The organism is Streptomyces sp. NPDC021115, from assembly GCF_044333065.1.
Classification (GTDB): Bacteria; Actinomycetota; Actinomycetes; order Streptomycetales; family Streptomycetaceae; genus Streptomyces.
This window is the reverse complement of record NZ_JBIRQF010000015.1, coordinates 186,679-209,159: the sequence shown is the minus strand read 5'-3', so window position 1 is coordinate 209,159 and position 22,481 is coordinate 186,679. Positions and strand designations below refer to the sequence as shown.

Here is a 22,481-nt window from a genome sequence, read left to right as displayed (position 1 = left end):
TGACCACACCATCGGAACGCCCCACCGACACCGCACCCCGCGTGGCCACCCACAACGGCGCACCGACACCCGCATCACCCAACGCCTGCGTCAGCGCAGCCGTGGTCAGCAACGCGTCCCCCTCGGCGAGAGCCAGCAAGGACACCACACCGGCCACAGCCTCGTCACCAACAGCCGAGGCCAACCGCGCCACCACCGCGCCACGGTCCTCATCGGCAGCCAGCACAACCTGCCGCACCTCAACACCACGGTCGCTCAGCATCCCGACGACACCGGCAACCCACCCGCACTCGGCCGCCTCAGCCGGTACGACGACCAGCCAACGCCCGCTCAGGGAAGCCGCGGAACGGTCCGTGACCGGCTTCCACGACACCCGATAACGCCAGCCGTCCACCGTCGAAAGCTCCGACTGCCTCCGCCGCCACGACGACAACGCAGGCAACACCTCACCCAGCGAAAGCCCCGGATCCACCGCAAGCTCCCCGGCAAGCGCGGCCACATCCCCGCGCTCCACCACATCCCAGAACCGCCCATCGACGGCATTGCCCGAAGCAACCTCCGCCGCCGGGGCAGCCTCCCACCAGAACCGCGTGCGCTGGAAGGCATACGTCGGCAGCTCCACCCGCCGCGCACCGGTCCCCGCGTAGAACGCCTCCCAGTCCAGGGCCACACCCCGGACCTGCAACGCGGCAAGGGCACCGGTCAGCGCCCCGGCCTCCGAACGACCCTCACGCAGAACGGCGACGAAAGCCGCCGCGTCGCCCTCGGTGAGACAGTCCTGCCCCATCGCGGACAGCACACCATCGGGGCCCAGCTCGACGAAGGTGGTGACACCCTGCGCTTCGAGAGTGCGCACACCGTCGAAGAAGCGGACGGCTTCGCGGACGTGCCGCACCCAGAAGTCCGCAGTCGTGATCTCCTCCGCGGAGACCAGCCCACCGGTCAGGTTGGACACGATCGGGATACGCGGAGCGGCATACGACAGCCCCTGCGCCACCTCGCGGAACGCGTCCAGCATCCCGTCCATGCGCGGCGAGTGGAACGCATGGCTCACCGTCAGCCGCTTGGTCTTACGACCCTGCGCCTCAAAGCCCGCCGCGATCTCCAACGCCGCATCCTCGTCACCCGCGATGACGACGGAAGCAGGCCCGTTGAGCGCGGCAATCGACACGCGCTCGTTCAGCAGCGGCGCCACCTCGTCCTCCGACGCCTGCACCGCAACCATCGCGCCACCGGCCGGAAGCTCCTGCATCAACCGCCCACGCGCCGCCACCAGCTTCGCCGCGTCCGCGAGCGACAGCACACCCGCCGCATGCGCAGCAGCCAGCTCACCGATCGAGTGGCCGGAGAGGAAGTCGGGCCGCAGACCCCACGCCTCAACGAGACGGAACAGCGCCACCTCGACCGCGAACAGCGCGGGCTGGGTGAAGCCGGTCTGATCCAGCAGCCCCTTCTCGGAGCCGAACATCACCTCACGAAGCGGCCGTTCAAGGTGCCGGTCCAGCTCGTCGCAGACCGCGTCCAGCGCCCCGGCGAACACCGGGTACGCGTCGTACAGCTCACGCCCCATCCCCAGCCGCTGGCTGCCCTGCCCCGTGAACAGGAACGCCACCTTGCCCGCCACCGGCGAGCCCTGCACCACACCCGTGGCCGGTTCACCGGAGGCCAACGCCTCCAGCCCCCGCAGGAAGCCCTCACGGCCATCGGCCACCAGCACCGCACGGTCCTCGAACGCGGTACGCCCAGCCGCCAGCGTGTAACCGATCCCGGCCAGATCCACATCCCCATCGGTGGAACGCAGCCGGTCGAGCAGACGGCGGGCCTGCTCACCCAGCGCCTCCTGCCCCACAGCCGACAACGGCCACGGCAGCACCGGCGGCCGCACCGCCCCGGCCTCGGAGCCCACGACAACCGGCGGCTGCTCGATGATGGTGTGCGCGTTGGTACCACTGATACCGAACGACGACACACCCGCACGACGCGGACGGCCGGTCTCCGGCCACTCCACGCTCTCCGTCAGCAGCGAGACCGCGCCATCCGCCCAGTCCACGTTCGGCGACGGCGCATCCACGTGCAGCGTCTGCGGCAGCACACCGTGCCGCATCGCCATCACCATCTTGATGATGCCCGCGACACCAGCAGCAGCCTGCGTGTGACCGATGTTCGACTTGATCGAGCCCAGCCACAACGGCCGGTCCCCAATCCGCTCCCGGCCATACGTGGCCAGCAGCGCCTGGGCCTCGATCGGGTCGCCAAGCGTGGTGCCCGTACCGTGCGCCTCGACCACATCCACATCACCGGCCGACAGCCCGGCACTGCTCAGCGCCTGCCGGATCACCCGCTGCTGCGACGGACCGTTCGGCGCCGTCAGACCATTCGACGCACCATCCTGGTTAATGGCCGAACCCCGCACGACCGCCAACACCGGATGGCCGTTACGACGCGCGTCCGACAGCCGCTCCACCAGCAGCATGCCGACGCCCTCGCCCCAGCCCGTACCGTCCGCAGCCGCCGCGAACGACTTGCACCGGCCATCCGTGGCCAGGCCCCGCTGACGGCTGAAGTCCACGAACGTCTCGGGCGTGGCCATGACCGCCACACCACCGGCCAGCGCCATCGTGCACTCACCCGAACGCAGCGCCTGAATCGCCCAGTGCAGCGCCACCAGCGACGACGAACACGCCGTGTCCACCGTCACCGCCGGGCCCTCGAGCCCAAAGGTGTACGCCACTCGCCCGGAGACAATGCTGCCCGCGTTGCCGGTGCCGATGTAGCCCTCGACGCCATCGGGAATCTCGGCCGTACCAGCGAGGTAGTCGTGGTACATCACGCCCGCGAAGACACCGGTCTTGCTGCCGCGCACCGTCGACGGGTCGATACCCGCCCGCTCAAAGGCCTCCCACGACGTCTCCAGCAGCAACCGCTGCTGCGGATCCATGGCAAGGGCCTCACGCGGCGAAATCCCGAAGAACCCAGGATCGAAGTCCGCCGCATCGTGCAGGAAGCCACCCTCACGCGTGTACGACGTCCCCGCATGATCGGGGTCCGGGTGGTACAGCCCGTCCAGATCCCAGCCACGGTCCACCGGGAAGCCCGAGATGCCGTCGCCACCCGTGGCGACCAGCTCCCACAGCTCCTCCGGCGAACGCACCCCACCCGGGAAGCGGCAGCTCATGCCAACGATGACGATCGGGTCGTCATCAACCGCCGAGGTCGCCCCCGGCCGTACGGGAACGAGAGGTGCCAGGGCCTCCTCGGCACCCACCAACTCCTCACGCAGGTACCCGGCCAGGGCCGACGGCGTCGGGTAGTCGAAGACCAGCGTGGCCGGCAGACGCAGATCAGTGACGGTCTTGAGATCGTTCCGCAGTTCGACAGCGGTCAGCGAGTCAAAGCCCAGCTCCTTGAACGCACGCCCGGCCTCCACCGCCTCCGGACCCGCATAACCCAGCACCGCGGCGACCCGGCCACACACCAGATCCAGCAGCTCACGCTCCTGCTCCACCCGGGCAAGCCCCGCCAGACGCTGGGCGAGCGAGGAACCGCCGGCCATGGCGCCCCCGGCAGCCGCCCGCCGAACCGGAGCCCGCACCAGACCACGGAACAGAGCCGGAACCACACCCGTCGCCGCAGCCTCGGCACGCAGGCCCGCGTAGTCGAGTCGCATCGGGAACAGCACCGCCGTGCCGTCGGCACGCGCCGCGTCGAACAGCGCAAGCCCCTCATCAGCGGCGATCGGGGCACCTCCGCCACGTGCGATACGCCGCAGGTCGACCTCGTCCAGCGTGCTGCCCATGCCCGCACCGGCCCACAGACCCCAGGCCAGAGCGGTGGCCGGAAGGCCCTGCGCCACACGCCGCTGCGCCAGCGCCTCCAGGAACGAGTTGGCCGCGGCATAGCTCGCCTGCCCCGGCGCGCCGAACACCGCCGCCGCACCCGAGAACAGCACGAACGCCGACAGGTCACGATCCTGGGTCAGCTCATGCAGGTTCAGCGCCGCATCCGCCTTCGGACGCAACACCCCCGCCACCCGCTCAGGCGTCAGCGACCCAAGAATCCCGTCGTCCAGCACACCCGCCGTATGCACCACACCGGTCAGCGGATGCTCAGCCGGAATGGCCGCCAGCGTCTCGGCCAACGCCTCCCGGTCAGCCACATCACACGCCGCCCACGTCACGGTCGCACCAGCCGCCGTCAGATCGGCAGCCAGCTCCTCCGCGCCGTCGGCCTCAGCGCCCCGACGGCTCACCAGCAGCAGCTGCCGCACACCATGAGCCGAGACCAGATGGCGAGCGAAGAGACCGCCCAGACTTCCCGAGGCGCCGGTGACCAGCACCGTGCCGTGCTCATCAAAGGACGGAGCGGAATCGGCGTCGGTGTCGATGGCGTTCGGCACCCGGGCCAGCCGTGGCGCGAGAACCGCGCCCCCGCGCAGCGTCAGCTCCCCCTCGTCCACGCCCAGCGCCGCAGGCACCGAACCGTACGAGGACTCCTCCCCGTCCACATCCAGCAGCACCAGACGGCCAGGGTTCTCCGACTGCGCGGAACGGAACAGACCACGCACAGCGGACTGCGACACATCCGCCACACCCGCACCCGGCACGGTCTCCACCGCACCCCGGGTCAGCAACACCAACCGCGCCCCGACAAACCGCTCATCAGCCAACCACGACTGAAGCACAACGAGCATGCCCTGCGTCGCCTCGTGCACAGCCGACGCATCAGCATCACCAACGCCACCGAGACCGGCCAGCACCACGGTGTCCGGCACGGACACTCCGGCGTCCATCGCCGCGCTCAGCGCCGCCAGATCGCCATACGCCGCCACCCGGACCCCAGGCCCGAACGCACCCTCCAACGCCGCCAGTTGCTCAGCGTCCGCACCGAGGACCGCCCACTCACCCGTCACCGCACCCGTCGCGGGCGCCGGAACGGCCGACCACTCCAGCCGGAACAGCGACTCATGCAGCCCGCCCCGAGCCGCGTGCACCTGGTCCGCTGAAGCCGGGCGCAGCGCCACGGACTCCACCGTGGCCACCGCACGCCCCGTACCGTCGGCCACCAGCAGCGACACCGTATTCGACGCACGCTCGGACAGCCGCACCCGCAGCGCACCGGCCCCAGCAGCGTGCAACTGCACACCGCTCCACGCGAACGGCAGCAGCGCACCCTCCGCCGACGCCGCCTCACGGGCAGGACCACCGAGGCCGGTGGCATGCAGCGCGGCATCCAACAGGGCCGGGTGCAACCCGAACGCCTCGGCCTCGGCGCCCGACGTCAGGGGCGCGTCGTCGGGAAAACCGACCTCGGCGTAGAGATCCCCACCGAGCCGCCAGGCGCCCTTGAGCCCCCGGAACACCGGCCCATAGCCGAGACCCGTCCCGGCCAGCTCCTCATACAGCCCGTCGACCGCGACCGGCGTGGCACCCTGCGGCGGCCACACAGCAAGCTCGTCCAGATCAGCGCCCCGGACCCCGACGGCAAGCACACCAGTGGCATGCCGCGTCCACGGCTCCGTCCCCAGCGCGTCCTGCCGACGCGAGTACACGCTGAAGGAACGGGCGCCGGACTCTTCCGGCCCCTCCACCACCAGCTGCACCCGCACCCCGGTGTGCTCCGGGAGCACAAGCGGGGCCTCCAGGGTCAGTTCGTCCAACCGCTCACAACCCACCTGCGCACCCGCAGCACACGCCAACTCCACAAAGGCGGTACCAGGCAGCAGCACCGTGCCCATGACCACGTGGTCGGCGAGCCAGGGGTGGGTACGAGTGGAGAGCACTCCGGTGACCAGGAGGCCATCGGCGTCCGCGAGCGCGACGGCAGCGCCTAGGAGCGGATTGTCGATGTCGCCCAGCCCGATCGACTCCGGGTCGCCCGCAGCGAGGGCGGCGGCGCTGGGCCAGTAACGCGTGCGCTGGAAGGCGTACGTCGGCAGCTCGGCCGACTCGACCCGGGCGGCACCCGCACCGGCGAAGACAGCCGTCCAGTCCGGCGTCACCCCACGCACATGCGCCCGCGCGACAGCCGACAACAGCGCCTCAGCCTCAGGGCGATCCTTGCGCAGCGCGGCGGCGAACGCGGCGTCGGTGTCCTCACCGGTCACACACTCCTGCGCCATCGCCGACAGCACACCGTCAGGGCCGAGCTCGACGAACGTCGTCACGCCCTGCGCTTCCAACGCGCGCACGCCGTCCAGGAAGCGCACCGCCTCCCGGACATGCCGCACCCAGAAGTCCGCAGTCGTGATCTCCTCCGCGGAGACCAGCTCACCGGTCAGGTTGGAGACGATCGGGATACGCGGCGCCTCGTACGACAGCTCCCGCGCCACCTCGCGGAACGCGTCCAACATGCCGTCCATGCGCGGCGAGTGGAAGGCGTGGCTCACGGTGAGCCGCTTGGTCTTCCGATCCTGCGCCTCAAAGCCCGCCGCGATCTCCAGCGCCGCATCCTCGTCACCCGCGATGACGATGGAAGCAGGCCCGTTGAGGGCGGCAATCGAGACGCGCTCGTTCAGCAGCGGCGCCACCTCGTCCTCCGACGCCTGCACCGCGACCATCGCGCCACCGGCCGGAAGCTCCTGCATCAGACGCCCACGCGCGGCCACCAGCTTCGCCGCATCCGCCAGCGACAACACACCCGCCACATGCGCGGCAGCCAGCTCACCGATCGAATGACCCGACAGGAAGTCCGGCGTCACACCCCACGCCTCGACCAACCGGAACAACGCCACCTCGACCGCGAACAGCGCGGGCTGAGTGAACCCGGTCCGATCCAGGACAGCCGCGTCATCCCCGAAGAGCACATCCCGCAGCGGCCGCTCCAGATACAGATCCAGATGCGCACACACCTCATCCAACGCATCCGCGAACACCGGGAAGGCGCCATACAACTCACGCCCCATACCCAGCCGCTGACTCCCCTGCCCCGTGAACAGGAACGCCACCTTGCCACCGGCCACCGAACCCTCGACCAGGCCCGGGGCAGACTCCCCCCGCTCCAGCACGTCAAGCGTCCGCAGCAGCTCGTCCCGGTCACCAACGGTGACCACCGCACGCCGCTCCAGAGCACCGCGACCCACAGCCAAGGCATGAGCCACATCCAGCGGCGCCAGCTCCGGCCGCGCCCCGACAAACGCCCGCAGCCGCGCGGCCTGCTCCCGCAGCGCCTCGGAGCTCTTGGCCGACAGCACGAACGGCAGCACACCACCGAGACCACGCGGCTCGGCCACCTCACCCGGTTCCTCGACCAGCGGCGCCTGCTCAATGATCGTGTGTGCGTTGGTACCGCTGAGCCCGAACGACGACACACCCGCGCGACGCGGACGGCCCGTCTCAGGCCACTCCCGCGTCTCGCTCAGCAGCGCGACAGCGCCCGTCGACCAATCCACGTGCGGCGACGGCTCATCCACATGCAGCGTCTGCGGCAAGACACCATGCCGCATCGCCAACACCATCTTGATGATGCCCGCGACACCCGCCGCCGCCTGCGTGTGCCCGATGTTGGACTTGATGGACCCCAGCCACAGCGGCTGGCTGCCCTCGGAACGCTCCTGGCCGTACGTGGCCAGCAGCGCCTGCGCCTCGATCGGGTCACCCAGCGTCGTCCCCGTACCGTGCGCCTCGACCACGTCCACGTCACCGGCCGACAAACCCGCACCGGCCAGCGCCTGACGAATCACCCGCTGCTGCGACGGGCCATTCGGAGCCGTCAGGCCATTCGACGCACCATCCTGGTTGATCGCCGAGCCACGTACCAGCGCCAGCACCGGATGCCCATTGCGGCGCGCGTCCGACAGCCGCTCGACCAGCAGCATGCCGACGCCCTCGCCCCAGCCCGTGCCATCAGCCCCGGCCGCGAACGCCTTGATCCGGCCGTCCGCCGCCAGCCCACGCTGACGGCTGAAGTCCACGAACGCCTCCGGCGTGGACATCACCGTGACACCACCGGCGAGCGCCATCGAGCACTCACCACTCCGCAGCGCCTGCACCGCCATGTGCAGGGCCACCAACGACGACGAACACGCCGTATCGACCGTCACCGCCGGGCCCTCAAGACCGAAGGTGTACGAGATCCGGCCCGACACCACGCTCGCCGCGTTACCCGTGCCCAGGTGGCCCTCAAGCCCCTCGGAGGGGGCGGAAACGAGCCCGGCGTAGTCCTGTCCGTTGGTCCCCGCGAAGACGCCGGTACGGCTGCCCCGCAGCGTGGCCGGATCGATGCCCGCCCGCTCGAACGCCTCCCACGACGTCTCCAGCAACACCCGCTGCTGCGGATCCATCGCAAGGGCTTCCCTCGGCGAAATACCGAAGAACGACGCGTCGAAGTCGGCCACGTCGTAGAGGAAACCGCCCTCACGCGTGTACGAGGTGCCCTGACGGTCCGGGTCCGGGTCGTACAGCCCGTCCAGGTCCCAACCACGGTCGGACGGGAACTCCGCAATCGCGTCCCCACCCGCCGACAGCAGCTCCCACAGCTCCTCGGGCGAGCGCACCCCACCCGGGAAACGGCAGCTCATCGCCACGATCGCGATCGGATCATCGGCAACGGCAGCAACCGCCGGGGCGCCGGTCGGATCGATGACGGCTCGCGCGCCGAGCAGTTCCGTGTGCACATGGTCGGCGAGCGCGACGGAGGTCGGGTAGTCGTAGACGAGCGTGGCGGACAGCCGCAGCCCGGTCGCCGCATTCAGCCGGTTGCGGAGTTCGACGGCGGCCAGCGAGTCGAAGCCCAGTTCCTTGAAGGCACGCTCGGCCTCGACCGCGTCGGCCCCACTGTGCCCCAGCACCGAGGCGACCTGCGCGCGCACCAACTCCAGCAGCTCACGGTCCTGCTCAGCCTTCGGGAGGCCGCTCAGACGCTCGCCGAGAGGCGAGGCGGAGTCGGCATCGACGACGACCCGTCCGGTCTCGGCCCCGGTCGTGGGACGCGGCCCGGCATCCGGAAGGTCGGCGATCAGCGGGCTCGGCCGGACCGCGGTCAGGCTGCGGGCGTACTGCGTCCAGTCGATGTCCGCGACCGTCACGGCAACGTCGTCAAGGTCCAGCGCCCGCTGCAACGCGGCGACGGCCGACTCGGGCGTCATCGGCGGCATGCCCTCGCGGCGCATCCGCCGCTCCATGGCGTCATCACCGGCCATGCCGGAGTCGGCCCACGGGCCCCACGCGATCGACGTGGCAGGCAGACCCTCGGACCGACGCCGCTCGGCCAGCGCGTCCAGATAGGCGTTGGCCGCCGCGTAGTTGCCCTGACCGGCCGCACCCACCGAACCACTGATCGACGAGAACAGCACGAACGCCGACAGATCCAGCTCACGCGTCAGCTCGTCCAAGTGGAGCGCGGCGTCAGCCTTCGCCCGCAGCACCGAAGCGAACCGCTCGGGCGAGAGCGAGTCCAGTACACCGTCATCGAGCACACCGGCCGTGTGGATGACACCTGTCAGCGGCAGCTCCTCCGGCACCGACGCCAGCAGCTCCGCCAACGCGTCCCGGTCGGCCACATCACACGCGGCAACCGTCACCCGAGCACCCGACGCCGCCAGCTCATCCCGCAGCTCCACCGCACCCGGAGCATCCAGCCCACGACGGCTGGTCAGCACCACATGCCCGGCACCGTTCGCCACCAGCCAACGCGCCACCCGGGCACCCAGCGCACCCGTACCACCCGTGACCAGTACCGATCCCGCGCCCGGCCGCCAGCCCTCGCCCGACGACGCCGGGACGGACGCCCGTACGAGCCGACGTCCGAAGACCCCCGAGCCCCGTACCGCGACCTGGTCCTCGCCACCGACTCCGGCCAGCACCTCCGCCAGCCGCGTCAACGCACGCTCATCGGCCGCGGCGGGAAGGTCGACCAGACCGCCCCACCGCTCCGGCAGCTCCAGCGCCGCCACCCGGCCCAGACCCCACACCCGCGCCTGCACCGGATTGACCACACCATCGGAACGGCCCACCGACACCGCACCCCGCGTGGCCACCCACAACGGCGCACCGACGCCCGCATCACCCAACGCCTGCGTCAGCACAGCCGTACGCAGCAAGCCTTCCTCGCCCCCGAGGGCCAGCAGCGACACCACACCTGTCACCGCCGCGTCGCCCACCGCCGCACGCAGCCGCTCGGCCAGCGCCGCCCGGTCGTCCCCGGCGCCCAGCTCCACCTGACGCACGTCGACGCCACGCTCGGCCAGCATCCGCACCACACCCGCGGACCACACACCCCCGGCCTCACCGGCCGGAACCACAACCGCCCAAGAGCCACCCAGCGCCCCGGCCGACCGGTCCGTCACCGGCCGCCACGACACCCCGTAGCGCCAGCCGTCCACGGTCGAACGCATCGACTCCTGCCGTCGCCACGACGACAGCGCGGGCAACGCCTCGCCCAGCGAAACCCCCGGGTCCACCGCGAGCTCGCCCGCCAGCGCGGCCACATCCCCGCGCTCCACGACATCCCAGAACCGGCCGTCAACGGTACTGCCCGAAGCGACCTCCGCCACCGGGGCCGGGGCGTTGAGCCAGTACCGCGCGCGCTGGAAGGCGTAGGTGGGCAGGTCGATCGTGCGGGCGCCGGTACCGGCGTACGGGGCGGCCCAGGCGGCCTTCTTGCCCCGGACGTACGCCAGGGCCACGGCGGCCGTGAGGGTTTCGGCCTCGGGGCGGGCGCCGCGCAGCGCGGGGGCGTACGCCACCCCCTCGGCGTCCGGCAGACAGTCCTGTGCCATGGCGGTGAGCACGGCGTCGGGGCCCAGCTCCACAAACGTGGTGGCGCCCTTGTCGGCGAGGGTGCGGACGCCGTCGAGGAAGCGGACCGCCTCGCGGACATGACGCACCCAGTACTCGGGCGAGCACAGCTCCTCGGCGGTGGCGACCTGCCCGGTGACGGTGGAGACCACGGGGATGCGCGGCGGTGCGTACTCCAGCACCTGGGCGACGCGCCGGAACTCGGCGAGCATGCCGTCCATGAGCGGGGAGTGGAACGCGTGGCTGACGGTGAGCCGCTTGGTCTTGCGGCCCTGCGCCTCGAAACCAGCGGCGATCTCCAGAGCCGCGTCCTCGTCACCCGAGATGACCACCGACGACGGGCCGTTGACCGCGGCGATGCTCACGCGCTCGGTGAGCAGCGGCGCCACCTCGTCCTCCGACGCCTGCACCGCGACCATCGCGCCACCGGCCGGAAGCTCCTGCATCAGACGCCCGCGCGCCGCCACGAGCGCGGCGGCGTCCTCCAGCGACAGAACCCCCGCCACATGGGCGGCGGCGATCTCGCCGATGGAGTGTCCGGCGAGCAGATCGGGGCGCAGACCCCACGCTTCGACCAGCCGGAACAGCGCCACCTCGATGGCGAACAGCGCGGGCTGGGTGTAGTCGGTGCGGTCGAGGAGGGCGGCCTCGGGCGAGCCCTCCTCGGCGAAGAGCACATCGAGCAGCGGGTGTTCCAGCTGCTCTTCGAGGTACCAGCAGGCGTCGTCGAGGGCTTCGGCGAAGACGGGGTACGTGGCGTACAGCTCGCGGCCCATGTCGAGACGCTGGCTGCCCTGTCCGGTGAACAGCAGCGCGAGCTTTCCGGCGACCGGAGCGCCGCGGACGACGGACGGGCCGTCGCCGCCCTCGGCGAGCGTGCGCAGGGCGGCGAGGAAGCCGTCCCGGTCCCCGGCGAGCAGCACGGCGCGCTGTTCGAAGGTGGCGCGGGTGGTGGCCAGCGAGTGGCCGATGTCGGTGAGGGCGAGCCCGGGGTCGGACTCCAGCAGCGCGTGCAGCCGTTCGGCCTGGCCGCGGAGGGCGTCGGTGGTCTTGGCGGACAGCGTCCAGGGCAGTACGGCGGGCTCCGCGGCGGCCTCGCCGTCGTGGCCCTCGACATCATCCCGCTCATCGGCGGCGGCGAGCGGCGGCTGTTCGATGATGGCGTGGGCGTTGGTGCCGCTCATGCCGAACGAGGAGACACCGGCCCGGCGCGGACGGCCGTTCTCCGGCCAGGGCCGTTCCTCGGTCAACAGCTCGATGTCACCGGCGGTCCAGTCGACGTGCGGGGTCGGCTCGTCGACGTGCAGGCTGCGCGGCAGCACTCCGTGCCGCATCGCCATGACCATCTTGATGATGCCGCCGACACCGGCCGCGGACTGGGTGTGGCCGATGTTGGACTTGAGCGAGCCCAGCCACAGCGGCTGGTCCTCATCCCGTCCCTGGCCGTAGGTGGCCAGCAGCGCCTGCGCCTCGATCGGGTCGCCCAGCGTCGTACCCGTACCGTGTGCCTCGACCACGTCCACGTCACCGGCCGACAGTCCGGCGTTGGCGAGGGCCTGGCGGATGACGCGCTGCTGGGCGGGGCCGCTGGGGGCGGTGAGGCCGTTGCTGGCGCCGTCCTGGTTGATGGCGGTGCCGCGGACGACGGCCAGCACCCGGTGGCCGTGTCGCTGGGCGTCCGAGAGCCGTTCGACGAGCAGCATGCCGACGCCCTCGCCCCAGGCGGTGCCGTCGGCTGCGGCGGCGAACGGCTTGCAGCGGCCGTCGGCGGCGAGGCCGCGCTGGCGGCTGAAGGCGATGAACGAGCCAGGGTTGGCCATGACCGCCGCACCACCGGCGAGCGCCATGGTGCACTCGCCCGTGCGCAGCGCCTGGACGGCCAGGTGGAGCGCCACCAGGGAGGAGGAGCACGCGGTGTCGACGGTGACGGTGGGGCCTTCGAAGCCGAAGGTGTAGGCGATGCGGCCGGAGGCGACGCTGGCCGCGTTGCCGGTGACGAGATAGCCCTCGAAGCCCTGCTCGGCCTCGTGCAGCCGGGGGCCGTAGTCCTGGGTCTCGGCGCCGACGAACACACCGGCCCGGCCGCCCCGGAGGGTCGCAGGGTCGATTCCGGCGCGTTCGAAGACCTCCCAGGAGGTCTCCAGCAGCAGCCGCTGCTGCGGATCCATTGCCAGCGCCTCGCGCGGCGAAATCCCGAAGAACGCCGGATCGAACTCATCGGCGTCGTGCAGGAATCCGCCTTCGCGGGTATAGCTGCTGCCCGCCTTGTCCGGGTCGGGGTCGTAAAGCCCGGCGAGATCCCAGCCCCGGCTCACCGGGAATTCGGAGATGGCGTCCTTTCCGCCCGCGACGATTTCCCAGAGTTCTTCGGGAGAGCCGACCGAGCCGGGGAATCGGCAGCTCATTCCGACAATGGCGATGGGCTCGTCGGCGGCGATCGGAAGCGCGTCGGAGTCGTCCGAGGGGGCGTCGGACTCTTCGTCGGCACCGAGCAGTTCGGTCCGCAGGCGGCGGGCGAGGTCGGCCGGGGTGGGGTGGTCGAAGGCGAGGGTGACCGGCAGCCGCAGGCCGGTGGCGGCGGTCAGCCGGGCGTGCAGGTCGACCGTGGCGAGGGAGTCGAAGCCCAGGTCGAGGAAGGGGCGCTCGGGGTCGAGGACGTCCGGCGCCTTGTCCTTGAGTGCCTGTGTGACGACCTCGCCGACCCATGCGGTGAGGGCGTCGGCGCGCTCGGTCTCGGGGAGGGCTGCGAGTCGGTCCCGCCACGGCGATGCTCCGTCGGGGCCGACGGGCTGTATTTCCGTGTGCTCGGGCGTCAAATCCACGGACTCACTCACCATCACGCGCCCCATTACCTCGCAAGACTTAACACCTAGACCATAGGCCAGCCTTACACAGGGCAGGACGGCAAGATACCCCTTCAAACCCCCTATGGACCCCTATTGTTCCTTTGGGGTCCCGTATTCGCCGACCACGCCGTAATGGTCGCGCTTACCTCACCGCTTAGCTCACCAGAATGCATGAGAATTCCGGTGACGACAAGGAGTTCACAGAAACAAGGGGCGTTCAGAAGGAGTTCAGAGGTGGAGGGGCGGCCTTTCGGTCCGCCCCTCCACCTCTCGGGGGATCGCCAGTTGGTCAATGGGGGGTCAGCCGCGGTCCGGGGCCCGCTCGATGAATGGCGCGAGCAGCCCGGGCACCGTGGTCTCGGCGAGGGCGATCCCCTGGCCTTCGGTCAGGTCGTACACGTGGTAGACGCCCTCGCCCGCCGAGGTGGTGGCGCCGACGGTCAGCAGCCCCGCCCGGCGCTGGAAGGGCGTGCGGGAGATCTTCCAGCCGATGATCGCCTCGCGCTGGAGGACGACGGTGCGGTGGGCGAACGTCCCGGCGGAGGTGACCAGATAGCGGCCGCGTAGCCCATGGCCGAGGGTGCGGTAGGCGTTGAAGGCGAACGCCAGCAGGATCGGCACCAGAACCACACCGGTGATCACCCCGGCGATGACGAGCCCGGTACCGAGCCACAGCCCGAGACCCACCGGGACCGCCGCGATCAGGACCGACCACATGAGGGCGCGGTTGATGCGGCGCCGCAGGGCTGCCCTGGGGTGCCGGAGGAGGCCCTGGCGCTCGATCAGGCCGGGCTCGTCCGCCGGAAGCGCCTCGGCGGCGACCCGCAGGGCCTCGGCGCGCGGGGCGGGGGAGGTCAGGGCGCGACGGGTGCGGTTCTCCGACTCGGCCCCCAGACCGCTGGCGACGGCGTTGAGCTTGGCGCCCCTGGCCCAGCGCAGCGGAATGGGCTCGACGAGTTCGAGGCCGCGCAGATGGCGTTCCCCGATGGTCACGGAGCGGGTGGCCAGCAGCCCGCGGCGGATACGGAGCGCTCCGCCCTCTTCGCGGCGCAGTTCGTAACCGGCCCAGTTCTCGATGAACGTGGCGGTCGAGCCGACCACGCCGAGGGCGACGATGACGAGGACGGACACCAGGATTCCGTACCAGAGCGGAACGGAGCCGAAGCGGTGCTCGATGTCCTTGACGATGCCGAGTTCGAGCGGGTTGACCTGCATCTCGTTCAGGGTGCGGTACACGCTGCCCGCGGCGATGAAGACGCCGCCGACGCCCCAAATGGTGAGCGGGCCGTAGCGCAGCCAGGACCAGTCCAGTCGGCAGAGCACACCGTCGTTGTCGGCGACCGTACGGGACCGGCCCGCGTCGCGCAGGGCGATGATCCGGGAGCGCAGTTCGAGGGCCTCGGCCTTGGTGATGCCGTCGAGGGAGACCCTGCGCGCGACGGCGTCGCTCTGCTCCCCGCTGTCGATCCGCAGCGTGGTGAGTCCGAAGACCCGGTGGACCGGGTTGGCGGTGAGGTCGACGCCGCGGATACGGCCGATCGGGATCGAGCGCTCGCTGCGGAAGAGCAGCCCCTTGCGCAGCTCGAAGCGGTCCTCGGTGAGCCGGTAGCGGGTGGTGAACAGCCGCATCAGCCCGATGCCGCTGATGACCAGGAAGGTCACGAACAGCGACGCGAGGGTGATGATGATCTGGAGGTTGGTCTTGCCTCCGGTGACCGCGAGGCTGGCGAGGAACATGGCCAGCGGTGCGCCGAGGATGGACAGGTTGACCAGGAGGAGCCGGCTGTTCAGCCTCCCCCAGTCCTGGTCGGCCGCGGGGGGCGACACGGCGGTGTCAGGCGTCATGTGGCGTCTCCCGGGACCGACTCGACGCGCGCGGCCAGGTACTCGACCAGGTCCTGGGCGGTCTTGTGGTCGATGCCCTTGATCTTCACCGCGCCCGAGGAGGAGGCGGTGGCCACGGTGACGCCGGAGAGCCCGAACATCTGCTGGATCGGACCGCGCAGGGTGTCCACCGTCTGGACCCGGGACAGCGGAGCGATCCGCCACTGCTGCCACAGCCAGCCGGACGCCGCGTACACCGCTTCGTCGGTGGCCTCCCAGCGGTGGACCCGGTAGCGCCAGGCCGGCATGACGGCCATGTACAGCAGCCCGGGGACGCAGGAGATCAGCGTGGCCCACATGAAGAACTCGCGCGTCGGCGGGATCGTGGCCCACAGGATGCCGAAGGTGAGCGGCAAGGGCAGGGCGAACAGTGACGACTGGAGAGTCCACCAGCCGATGGCACGGCGGTCGACCCGGTGACGAGGCGGACGGAGCCTCAGATTGTCATGGCGTTCCACTGTTTCACCCTGCTCTTGCTTCCGATGGGGTGCCGGATACGGACCCGGCGGGGTTGGCGGACTATGAAATCAGGCTCCGGCCGACGCCTTGTCAGGGGCCTCCTGGGGCAGCTGGCCGGTCTCGGCGGCGTCCTGGACCTTCAGCTTGCGCATCTTGGCCAGCAGGACGGCCGTGCGGGTCAGCACCATGGCCAGCGCCATGAAGATGAAGGCGTTGGAGTAGGTGTCCTGACCGCTGATCCCGTACTCGATGGAGAACTTGATCAGGCCCATGGGGAACCAGTGTTCGGCGCCGTAGACGAAGATGATGCGCCCGCTGGAGAGGACGACCCACACCAGCGCGTAGCCGATGCCGCCGATCGTGTACAGCGCGCCCGAGGCGGCGTCCCTGTAGGCGGGCAGCAGCGCTCCGGCGATCAGACCGCAGATGACGCCGATGCCGACACCCACGAGCTGGAGTGACAGGTCGTTGTCGCCCTTGGTCGGGAAGGAGTGGACGAAGATCGCGATGACCACGGCCACGGCGATGATCGAGCGCGCCATCCGCATCGTGGTGATGCGGCGGCGGCCGAGGTCGGTCGCCAGGACGATCGTCAGGATCGTGCCGCTGGCGATCAGTGCGGCCATGAACTGGCTCAGCTGTGGCATTACGTCGTTCTCCAAGCCAAGGGGACGATGTGCTTCGCGGTGTGACGGCTGGTTGTCCCACCGGGACCAACGCTAGAAGCGGGACGTGCGACGCTGCGACGACCGACCGGTGGGTTCCGGCTGTCAACCGACCGGTGGACACGGTGGACACCCGTGGTAGTACTGAGGCCGTGCGCAATCACTCCCCGGGGGACGACTCGCCGACCGGCGCGTATTACGGCCCCGAGTCAGGCACCCGCTGGTTCGGCCTCTGGGACGGCTTCTTCGCCGTCACCTATCTCGTCACGGCCGTCCTGCTCCTCCTCTCGGACGGCTCCCAGGTCGACCACTCCCTCCCGGTCGCCGCGCTGACGCTGGTCGTGCCCTGGTACGCGGCGGTCGGCCGGGCGCTGATGATCGAGGCGAGCTACGGGCCGCGGAACCTGGTCTTCGCGCTGGGTCTGGTGGCGCTGTTCTGCGCCACCACGGCGTTCAGCCTGATCGGCGCCTTCGCGCTGTTCGCTGTCATCCCGATGCTGATCATGAGCCTGCCGATGGGACCGGCCGTCGCGCTGGCCACGGTGGCCAATCTGTGCCCCGTGCTGGTGGTGGCGGTCATCGGTGACGGACTGGGCCTGAGCGTCTGGGAGGTGGTGCCCATCTCGCTGCTGAGCATCGCGCTTTCGGTGCTGCTGGGCCTGTGGATCAAGCGGGTGGTGCGGCAGAGCAAGGAGCGGGGACTGCTCATCGAGGAGTTGCGGCGCAGCCGGGAGCGGGAGGCCAGGCTCTCCCACGAGGCCGGTATCTCCGCCGAGCGCGAGCGGCTGGCGCGGGAGATCCACGACACCCTGGCGCAGGGGCTGACCAGCATCATCAGCCTGGTGCAGGCGGCCGAGTCGGAGGTGCGCGGCGCACCGGACCAGGCGGTGAACCATCTGTCGCTGGCCGGGCGGGTGGCCAAGGAGTCGCTCGCCGAGGCCCGGGACTTCGTGGCCGCGCTCACCCCGCCCGCGCTGCGCGGCGGTTCGCTGACCCAGGCGGTGCGCCGGCAGGCGGAGGGGCTGATCGCCGAGACCGGACTTGAGGTGCGGTGTTCGGTGAAGGGCGAGGAGAGGCCGCTGCCGATGGCGGTCAGCGTCGTCCTGCTGCGCTCGGTGCAGGAAGCCATCGCGAACGTCCGCAAGCACGCCAGGCAGGCCCGTACGGTGGATGTGATCGTGGCCTTCGACGAGGCCGGTGTCCGGCTGCTGGTCCGCGACGACGGAGTGGGCTTCACCCCGGACGGTACGCAGGAAGGCTACGGGCTGCGCGGCATGCAGGCCCGGATGGAGGAGATCGACGGCATGGCGTCCATCACCAGCAGCCCCGGGCGGGGTACCACCGTCGAGGTGAACGTGCCGACGGCGGCGCTGGCCGGGGAGGCATCGCATGGCTGAGAGGGAGCCGATCCGGATCCTGCTGGCCGATGACCACCCGGTGGTACGGGAGGGGCTGAGCGCGATGCTGGACTCCGCCGAGGGCATCTCGGTGGTCGGGCAGGCCGGTTCCGGTGAGGAGGCGGTGGTCCGGGCGGTGGAGCTGCGGCCGGACATCATCCTGCTGGATCTGCGCATGGGCGGGATGGACGGGGTGGAGGCCACCGGGCAGATCCTGCGGAAGGTGCCGGGCTGCAAGGTGGTCATCGTGACCACGTACGAGGACGACTCCGACATCCTGCGCGCGGTGGAGGCGGGCGCCGCGGGCTATCTGCTGAAGGGCAGTTCACGTCAGGAGCTGATCGACGCGGTGCAGACCGCGGCGCGCGGCGAGACGGTGCTCACCCCGTCCCTCGCGGGCAAGCTGTTCCGCAGCCGGGTGGCCGAGCCGTCGCCGCTCTCCGGCCGCGAGCGTGAAGTGCTGCGGCTGGTCGGCCGGGGTCTGACCAACGCCGAGATCGGCACCGAACTGTTCGTCAGCGAGGCCACGGTCAAGACGCATCTGCTGCGGTCGTTCAAGAAGCTCGGCGTGTCCGACCGCACGGCCGCGGTGATGACGGCCGTGGAGCGCGGTCTGCTGCCCTGACCGCGGCGGCCCCCTACAGCGTCCCGGTCAGGCTGCTGTCCGACAGCTTCGCGGGCAGGTCCCGGCGCCGCTTGACGTTCAGCTTGCGGTAGATGCGGGTCAGGTGCTGCTCCACGGTGCTGACGGTGACGAACAGCTTGGAGGCGATCTCCCGGTTGGTGTTGCCGTGCGCGGCCAGCACCGCGATCCGCACCTCCGCCTCGGTCAGGGCCTCCACATCGCGCTGCGGCTCGTCCCCCTGGCCGGGCTGGGCGGCGGCCGCCACGAACTCGCCGCTCTCCGCGTGCCGGGGCATCAGCTCGCGGCACAGCGGGTCCGCGCCGCAGGTCTTGGCCACGTGCCACGCCTTGCGGACGAACACCCGCCCCCGGTTGAAGTCGCCCAGGGCACGGTAGGCGCGGCCGAGTTCACCGAGGGCGACGGCCAGCTGGACGCGGTCGTCGCCGCCCTCCAGCACCTCGACGGCCTCCTTGAGCCTCGGCAGCCGTCGCTTGAGGTCGTCGGTGCGGGCCAGCACCACCAGCAGGGGGCCGCGCAGCCGCGCGATGCGGGTGCCGCGCCGCAGCTGCTCCTCGGCCAGGCTCCGGGCGCGGGCCGGCTCGCCCAGGGCGAGCCATGCCTCGGCGGCGTCCAGCCGCCACGGCGAGACCAGGGACATGTCCATCTCCCAGCTCTCCATCAGCTCCCCGCAGGCCGTGAAGTCGCGCAGCGCGGCGTGGTAGCGGCCGGTGGCGAGATGGCAGCGGCCCCTGGCCCGCAGGTAGGACAGGCCGGGGAGGGTGCGGAAGAGCTCGTCCGGGAGCGGCTGCTCCAGCAGCGCCATGGCCTCGTCGTACCGGCCGAGGCCCGTCTCGGCCTGGATGAGGGTGGACAGCAGCACGCCGGTGCCCACGCCCCAGTCCTGGGCCGATATGCGGGACATCGCGGAGCGTGCCTGGTTCGCGGCCACTTGCAGGTCGCCCTGGCGCAGCGCGATCTCGGCCCGTACGGCGGACAGCAGCGCCTGCCAGGTGGGGACGCGGCGCGCCGAGCATTCGCCGAGCAGCCGCTCGCACCAGGACTGGGCGAGGTCGAGACGGCTCGCGAGGACGAGCGCGAGCAGCGCGATGACCAGCGGCTGGAGGGTGCTGTCGCTCAGGTGGTAGCGCTGGAGGACGCGCTCCGCCTCGACGACCGCGCGGTCGGCCTGGCCTTCGACGAGGGCGGCGGACACGGTGGCCGCGGCGTGCGCGTAGGCGAGGTCCGCCATGTCGGACGGGGCGCCGGCCGGGGTCGCGGGGCCTGGCCCGGTGGTCGGGACGCGCTCACGCAGCGGTGGGCTGAGCATCGTCAGCCACTGGGCGGAGGCGGCGATGGCGGCGCGCAGGGCGGGGTCGGCGCCGGCCGCGTCGCTACGGCCGGCCGAGCGGGTCAGGGCGGCGACGGCGTCGGCGGCCGCGTCCAGCCGTCCCGACCACGCCAGGTACGAGGTGATCGGGGCCACGTCGCGGGGGGCGAGCCAGCCCTTCTCCAACTCCTCGGTGAGCTGCGGCAGGTGTCCCTCGGCGGTGGCCGGGCTGACCCGCCAGGCCACGCTGACGAGCCTGGCCTTCAGGGCGGTGCGGGCGGGGCCCGGCTCGCACACCTGGTGGGCGCGTTCCAGGCAGCGCAGGGCGAACTCCAGCTCCTCCTGGACCAGCGCGTATTCGGCGGCTTCCCGCAGCACGGCCACGGTCCGGTGGTCGTCGTCCTGCGGTGCGGCGATCAGGTGGCGGCTGACGTCGAGCGCGGACGCGCCGTCGGCGTGCAGCAGCCAGGCCGCCCGGGAGTGGAGGGCGCACAGCGTGCCCGCGGGGGTCGCGTCCCGTACGGCGGCGCTGGCCACGGAGTCGCGGAACGTCCCGTGTTCCAGGATGGCGCACTGGTGGAGGTCCTGGACGCCCTGCTCGACCGCGGTGACGCTGAGGTCGAGCAGCCGGCTCAGCAGACGTGTGGAGCGGGCGTCGCCGACGACGGCGACACCGCGGGCGATGAGCAGCACATCGGGATCGCCGCGGTGCAGCGCGCCGAGTACGGCGTGGGCGAAGTGCTCGCCCGGTGTGGGGCGTTGCAGGGACTCGCCGTGTTCGCCCTTGGCCCGCCAGTCCTCCAGCAGCGCGCGCAGCAGCAGCGGGTTGCCGCCGGTGACGCGGTGGCATTCGGCGGCGAGGCGGGAGGCGGCCGTGGCGGAGACGCAGCGGGTCAGCGCCTGGGCGACATCCGGCTCGGTGAGCATGTGCAGCCGCATGCGGACGCAGTTGGGCTGGCGGAGCAGCTCGGCGTGGAAGGTGAGCTGGTCCTGGCGCAGCCGGGGGGACTCGGTGAGGACGATGAGGACTTTCGCCTGGCGTATCCGGCGGGCCAGGTGGAGCAGGAATTGGAGCGACTGTTCGTCGCCGCAGTGCACATCGTCGATGGCGATGACGAGGGTACGCTCGTCGACCATGCGCAGCAGCACCGACGAGATCTGCGACATCAGGTGCATGCGTGCCGCGGCGGTGCTTTCCGCCCCGATTCCGGCGAGCATCTGGAGCGCCTCGGAGCGCGCGTCCGGCGGCATACCGGCGTTGTCGAAGATCTTCCGCAGAATCCCGAACGGCAGTTCGCGCTCGGCCCGAGAACCGGTGGCTTCGAGCAGCAACGCGCCGCCCTCGATGGCCTCTTCGGCGAAGGTGTCGAGCAGGCAGGTCTTCCCGCTGGCCACCGCGCCGCTGACCAGCGCCAGCCGCCCTCTGCCCTGGGTCGCCCCGTGCAGCATGTCCTTCAGGGCGGTCAGGTGGCTTTCCCACTCGAACAGGTTCGCTGGCAAAAGACTCATCATCTCCCGATAAATCGCCATGTGACGCCCCTCCGGAGGCCGGAAGAGGCATCACCTGCGGCGCTGGGCAATTCTCGCGATCAGACCGCGCGTGATGGCTGGTTGGTTCAGGAACCGGACGCCGTGAGCGTCTCGGACACGAGCTTGTTGATCCGCTCTTGATGGTTGGCCAAGAAGAAGTGGCCGCCCGGAAATACCTGGATGTCGAACGCGCCGGTCGTGTGCGCGCGCCACGCCTGCGCCTCTTCGAGGCTGGTCCTGGGGTCGTTGTCGCCGGTCAGCACGGTGATCGGGGCACGGACCGCGGCATCGGGCTCGGCCCGGTAGGTCTCGATCGCCTTGTAGTCACCGCGGATCGCGGGCATCGCCATGCGCAGGATCTCCTCGTTGCCGAGGACCCGGGAGTCGGTGCCGCTCAGCACCTTCATCTCCCGCACGATGCCGTCGTCGTCGCGGCGGTGCACATTCTCGTCCCGGTGCGTGGACGGGGCCCGGCGCCCGGAGGCGAAGAGGGCGACCGGGGAGAAGTCCGTGTCGCGCTCCAGACGGCGCGTCACCTCGAAGGCGAGGGTGGCGCCCATGCTGTGCCCGAAGAAGGCGGTCGGCAGGTCGAGCCACGGCTTCAGTTCCGCGGCGATGGCGTCGGCGTACTCCCCGATGTCCTCGATCCGCGGATCCATCCGCCGGTCCTGGCGCCCCGGGTACTGGAGGCAGATGACGTCGATGGCGGGCGAAAGCACCTGCGACATCGGGAAGTAGAAGGAGGCGGAACCTCCGGCGTGCGGCAGACAGACCAGCCGGAAGGGACTGTCCGGCGCAGGGTGGAACCGTCGTATCCAGACGCTGTCTTCTCGCTGTGCACCCATGCGCTGAACTGTCTTTCCCTCATCCGGTTGACGTCCCGACAGCCCGCTCGGCTCACCAGGATGAACCGGAGCGATGACTGTCCCCTTCATCTTTAACACGACTCATTGATGTAGGGGGAACCCCTGCCTTTGAGGGGTTCCCCCAACGGGGCGCGCACTGGGGCGTGCGG

At 70.9% G+C, this 22,481-nt stretch carries 8 protein-coding genes; 2 read left to right on the top strand and 6 right to left on the bottom strand.

The features are described from left to right. The 4 genes from ACH4TL_RS34230 to ACH4TL_RS34215 form a co-directional block, all read right to left on the bottom strand. On the bottom strand, nt 1–13,555 hold a 13,555-nt coding region (locus ACH4TL_RS34230; RefSeq protein WP_398323715.1), incomplete at its 3' end, for a type I polyketide synthase. Between the two features lie 324 nt (nt 13,556–13,879). Then, nucleotides 13,880–15,424 carry a PH domain-containing protein gene (locus ACH4TL_RS34225; protein WP_398323717.1) on the bottom strand — a complete coding sequence of 515 codons (1,545 nt, stop codon included), beginning with the start codon at nt 15,422–15,424 and terminating at the stop codon, nt 13,880–13,882. After that, nucleotides 15,421–15,921 (bottom strand): PH domain-containing protein, encoded by a 501-nt coding sequence (locus tag ACH4TL_RS34220; protein WP_398323722.1) that lies wholly within the window; start codon nt 15,919–15,921, stop codon nt 15,421–15,423. The genes ACH4TL_RS34225 and ACH4TL_RS34220 overlap by 4 nt, the downstream gene beginning before the upstream one ends. Before the next feature lie 69 nt (nt 15,922–15,990). Next, entirely contained in the window at nt 15,991–16,569 is a 579-nt protein-coding gene (locus ACH4TL_RS34215; protein ID WP_398323724.1) for a hypothetical protein, read from the bottom strand. Between the two features lie 170 nt (nt 16,570–16,739). On the opposite strand from ACH4TL_RS34215, the gene ACH4TL_RS34210 reads away from it, so the two are divergent. Then, nucleotides 16,740–17,984: a sensor histidine kinase gene (locus ACH4TL_RS34210; protein ID WP_398323726.1), complete on the top strand. Its 1,245-nt coding sequence runs from the start codon at nt 16,740–16,742 to the stop codon at nt 17,982–17,984. Further along, on the top strand, nt 17,977–18,609 hold the full coding sequence (locus ACH4TL_RS34205) for a response regulator (RefSeq protein ID WP_398323728.1): 633 nt from the start codon (nt 17,977–17,979) through the stop codon (nt 18,607–18,609). Before ACH4TL_RS34210 ends, ACH4TL_RS34205 begins: the two co-directional genes overlap by 8 nt. A 13-nt stretch (nt 18,610–18,622) precedes the next feature. On the opposite strand, the gene ACH4TL_RS34200 is transcribed toward ACH4TL_RS34205, so the two are convergent. After that, entirely contained in the window at nt 18,623–21,445 is a 2,823-nt protein-coding gene (locus ACH4TL_RS34200) for an AAA family ATPase (protein ID WP_398324054.1), read from the bottom strand. Between the two features lie 107 nt (nt 21,446–21,552). Continuing rightward, nucleotides 21,553–22,311: a thioesterase II family protein gene (locus tag ACH4TL_RS34195; RefSeq protein WP_398323730.1), complete on the bottom strand. Its 759-nt coding sequence runs from the start codon at nt 22,309–22,311 to the stop codon at nt 21,553–21,555. Nucleotides 22,312–22,481: the final 170 nt, after the last annotated feature.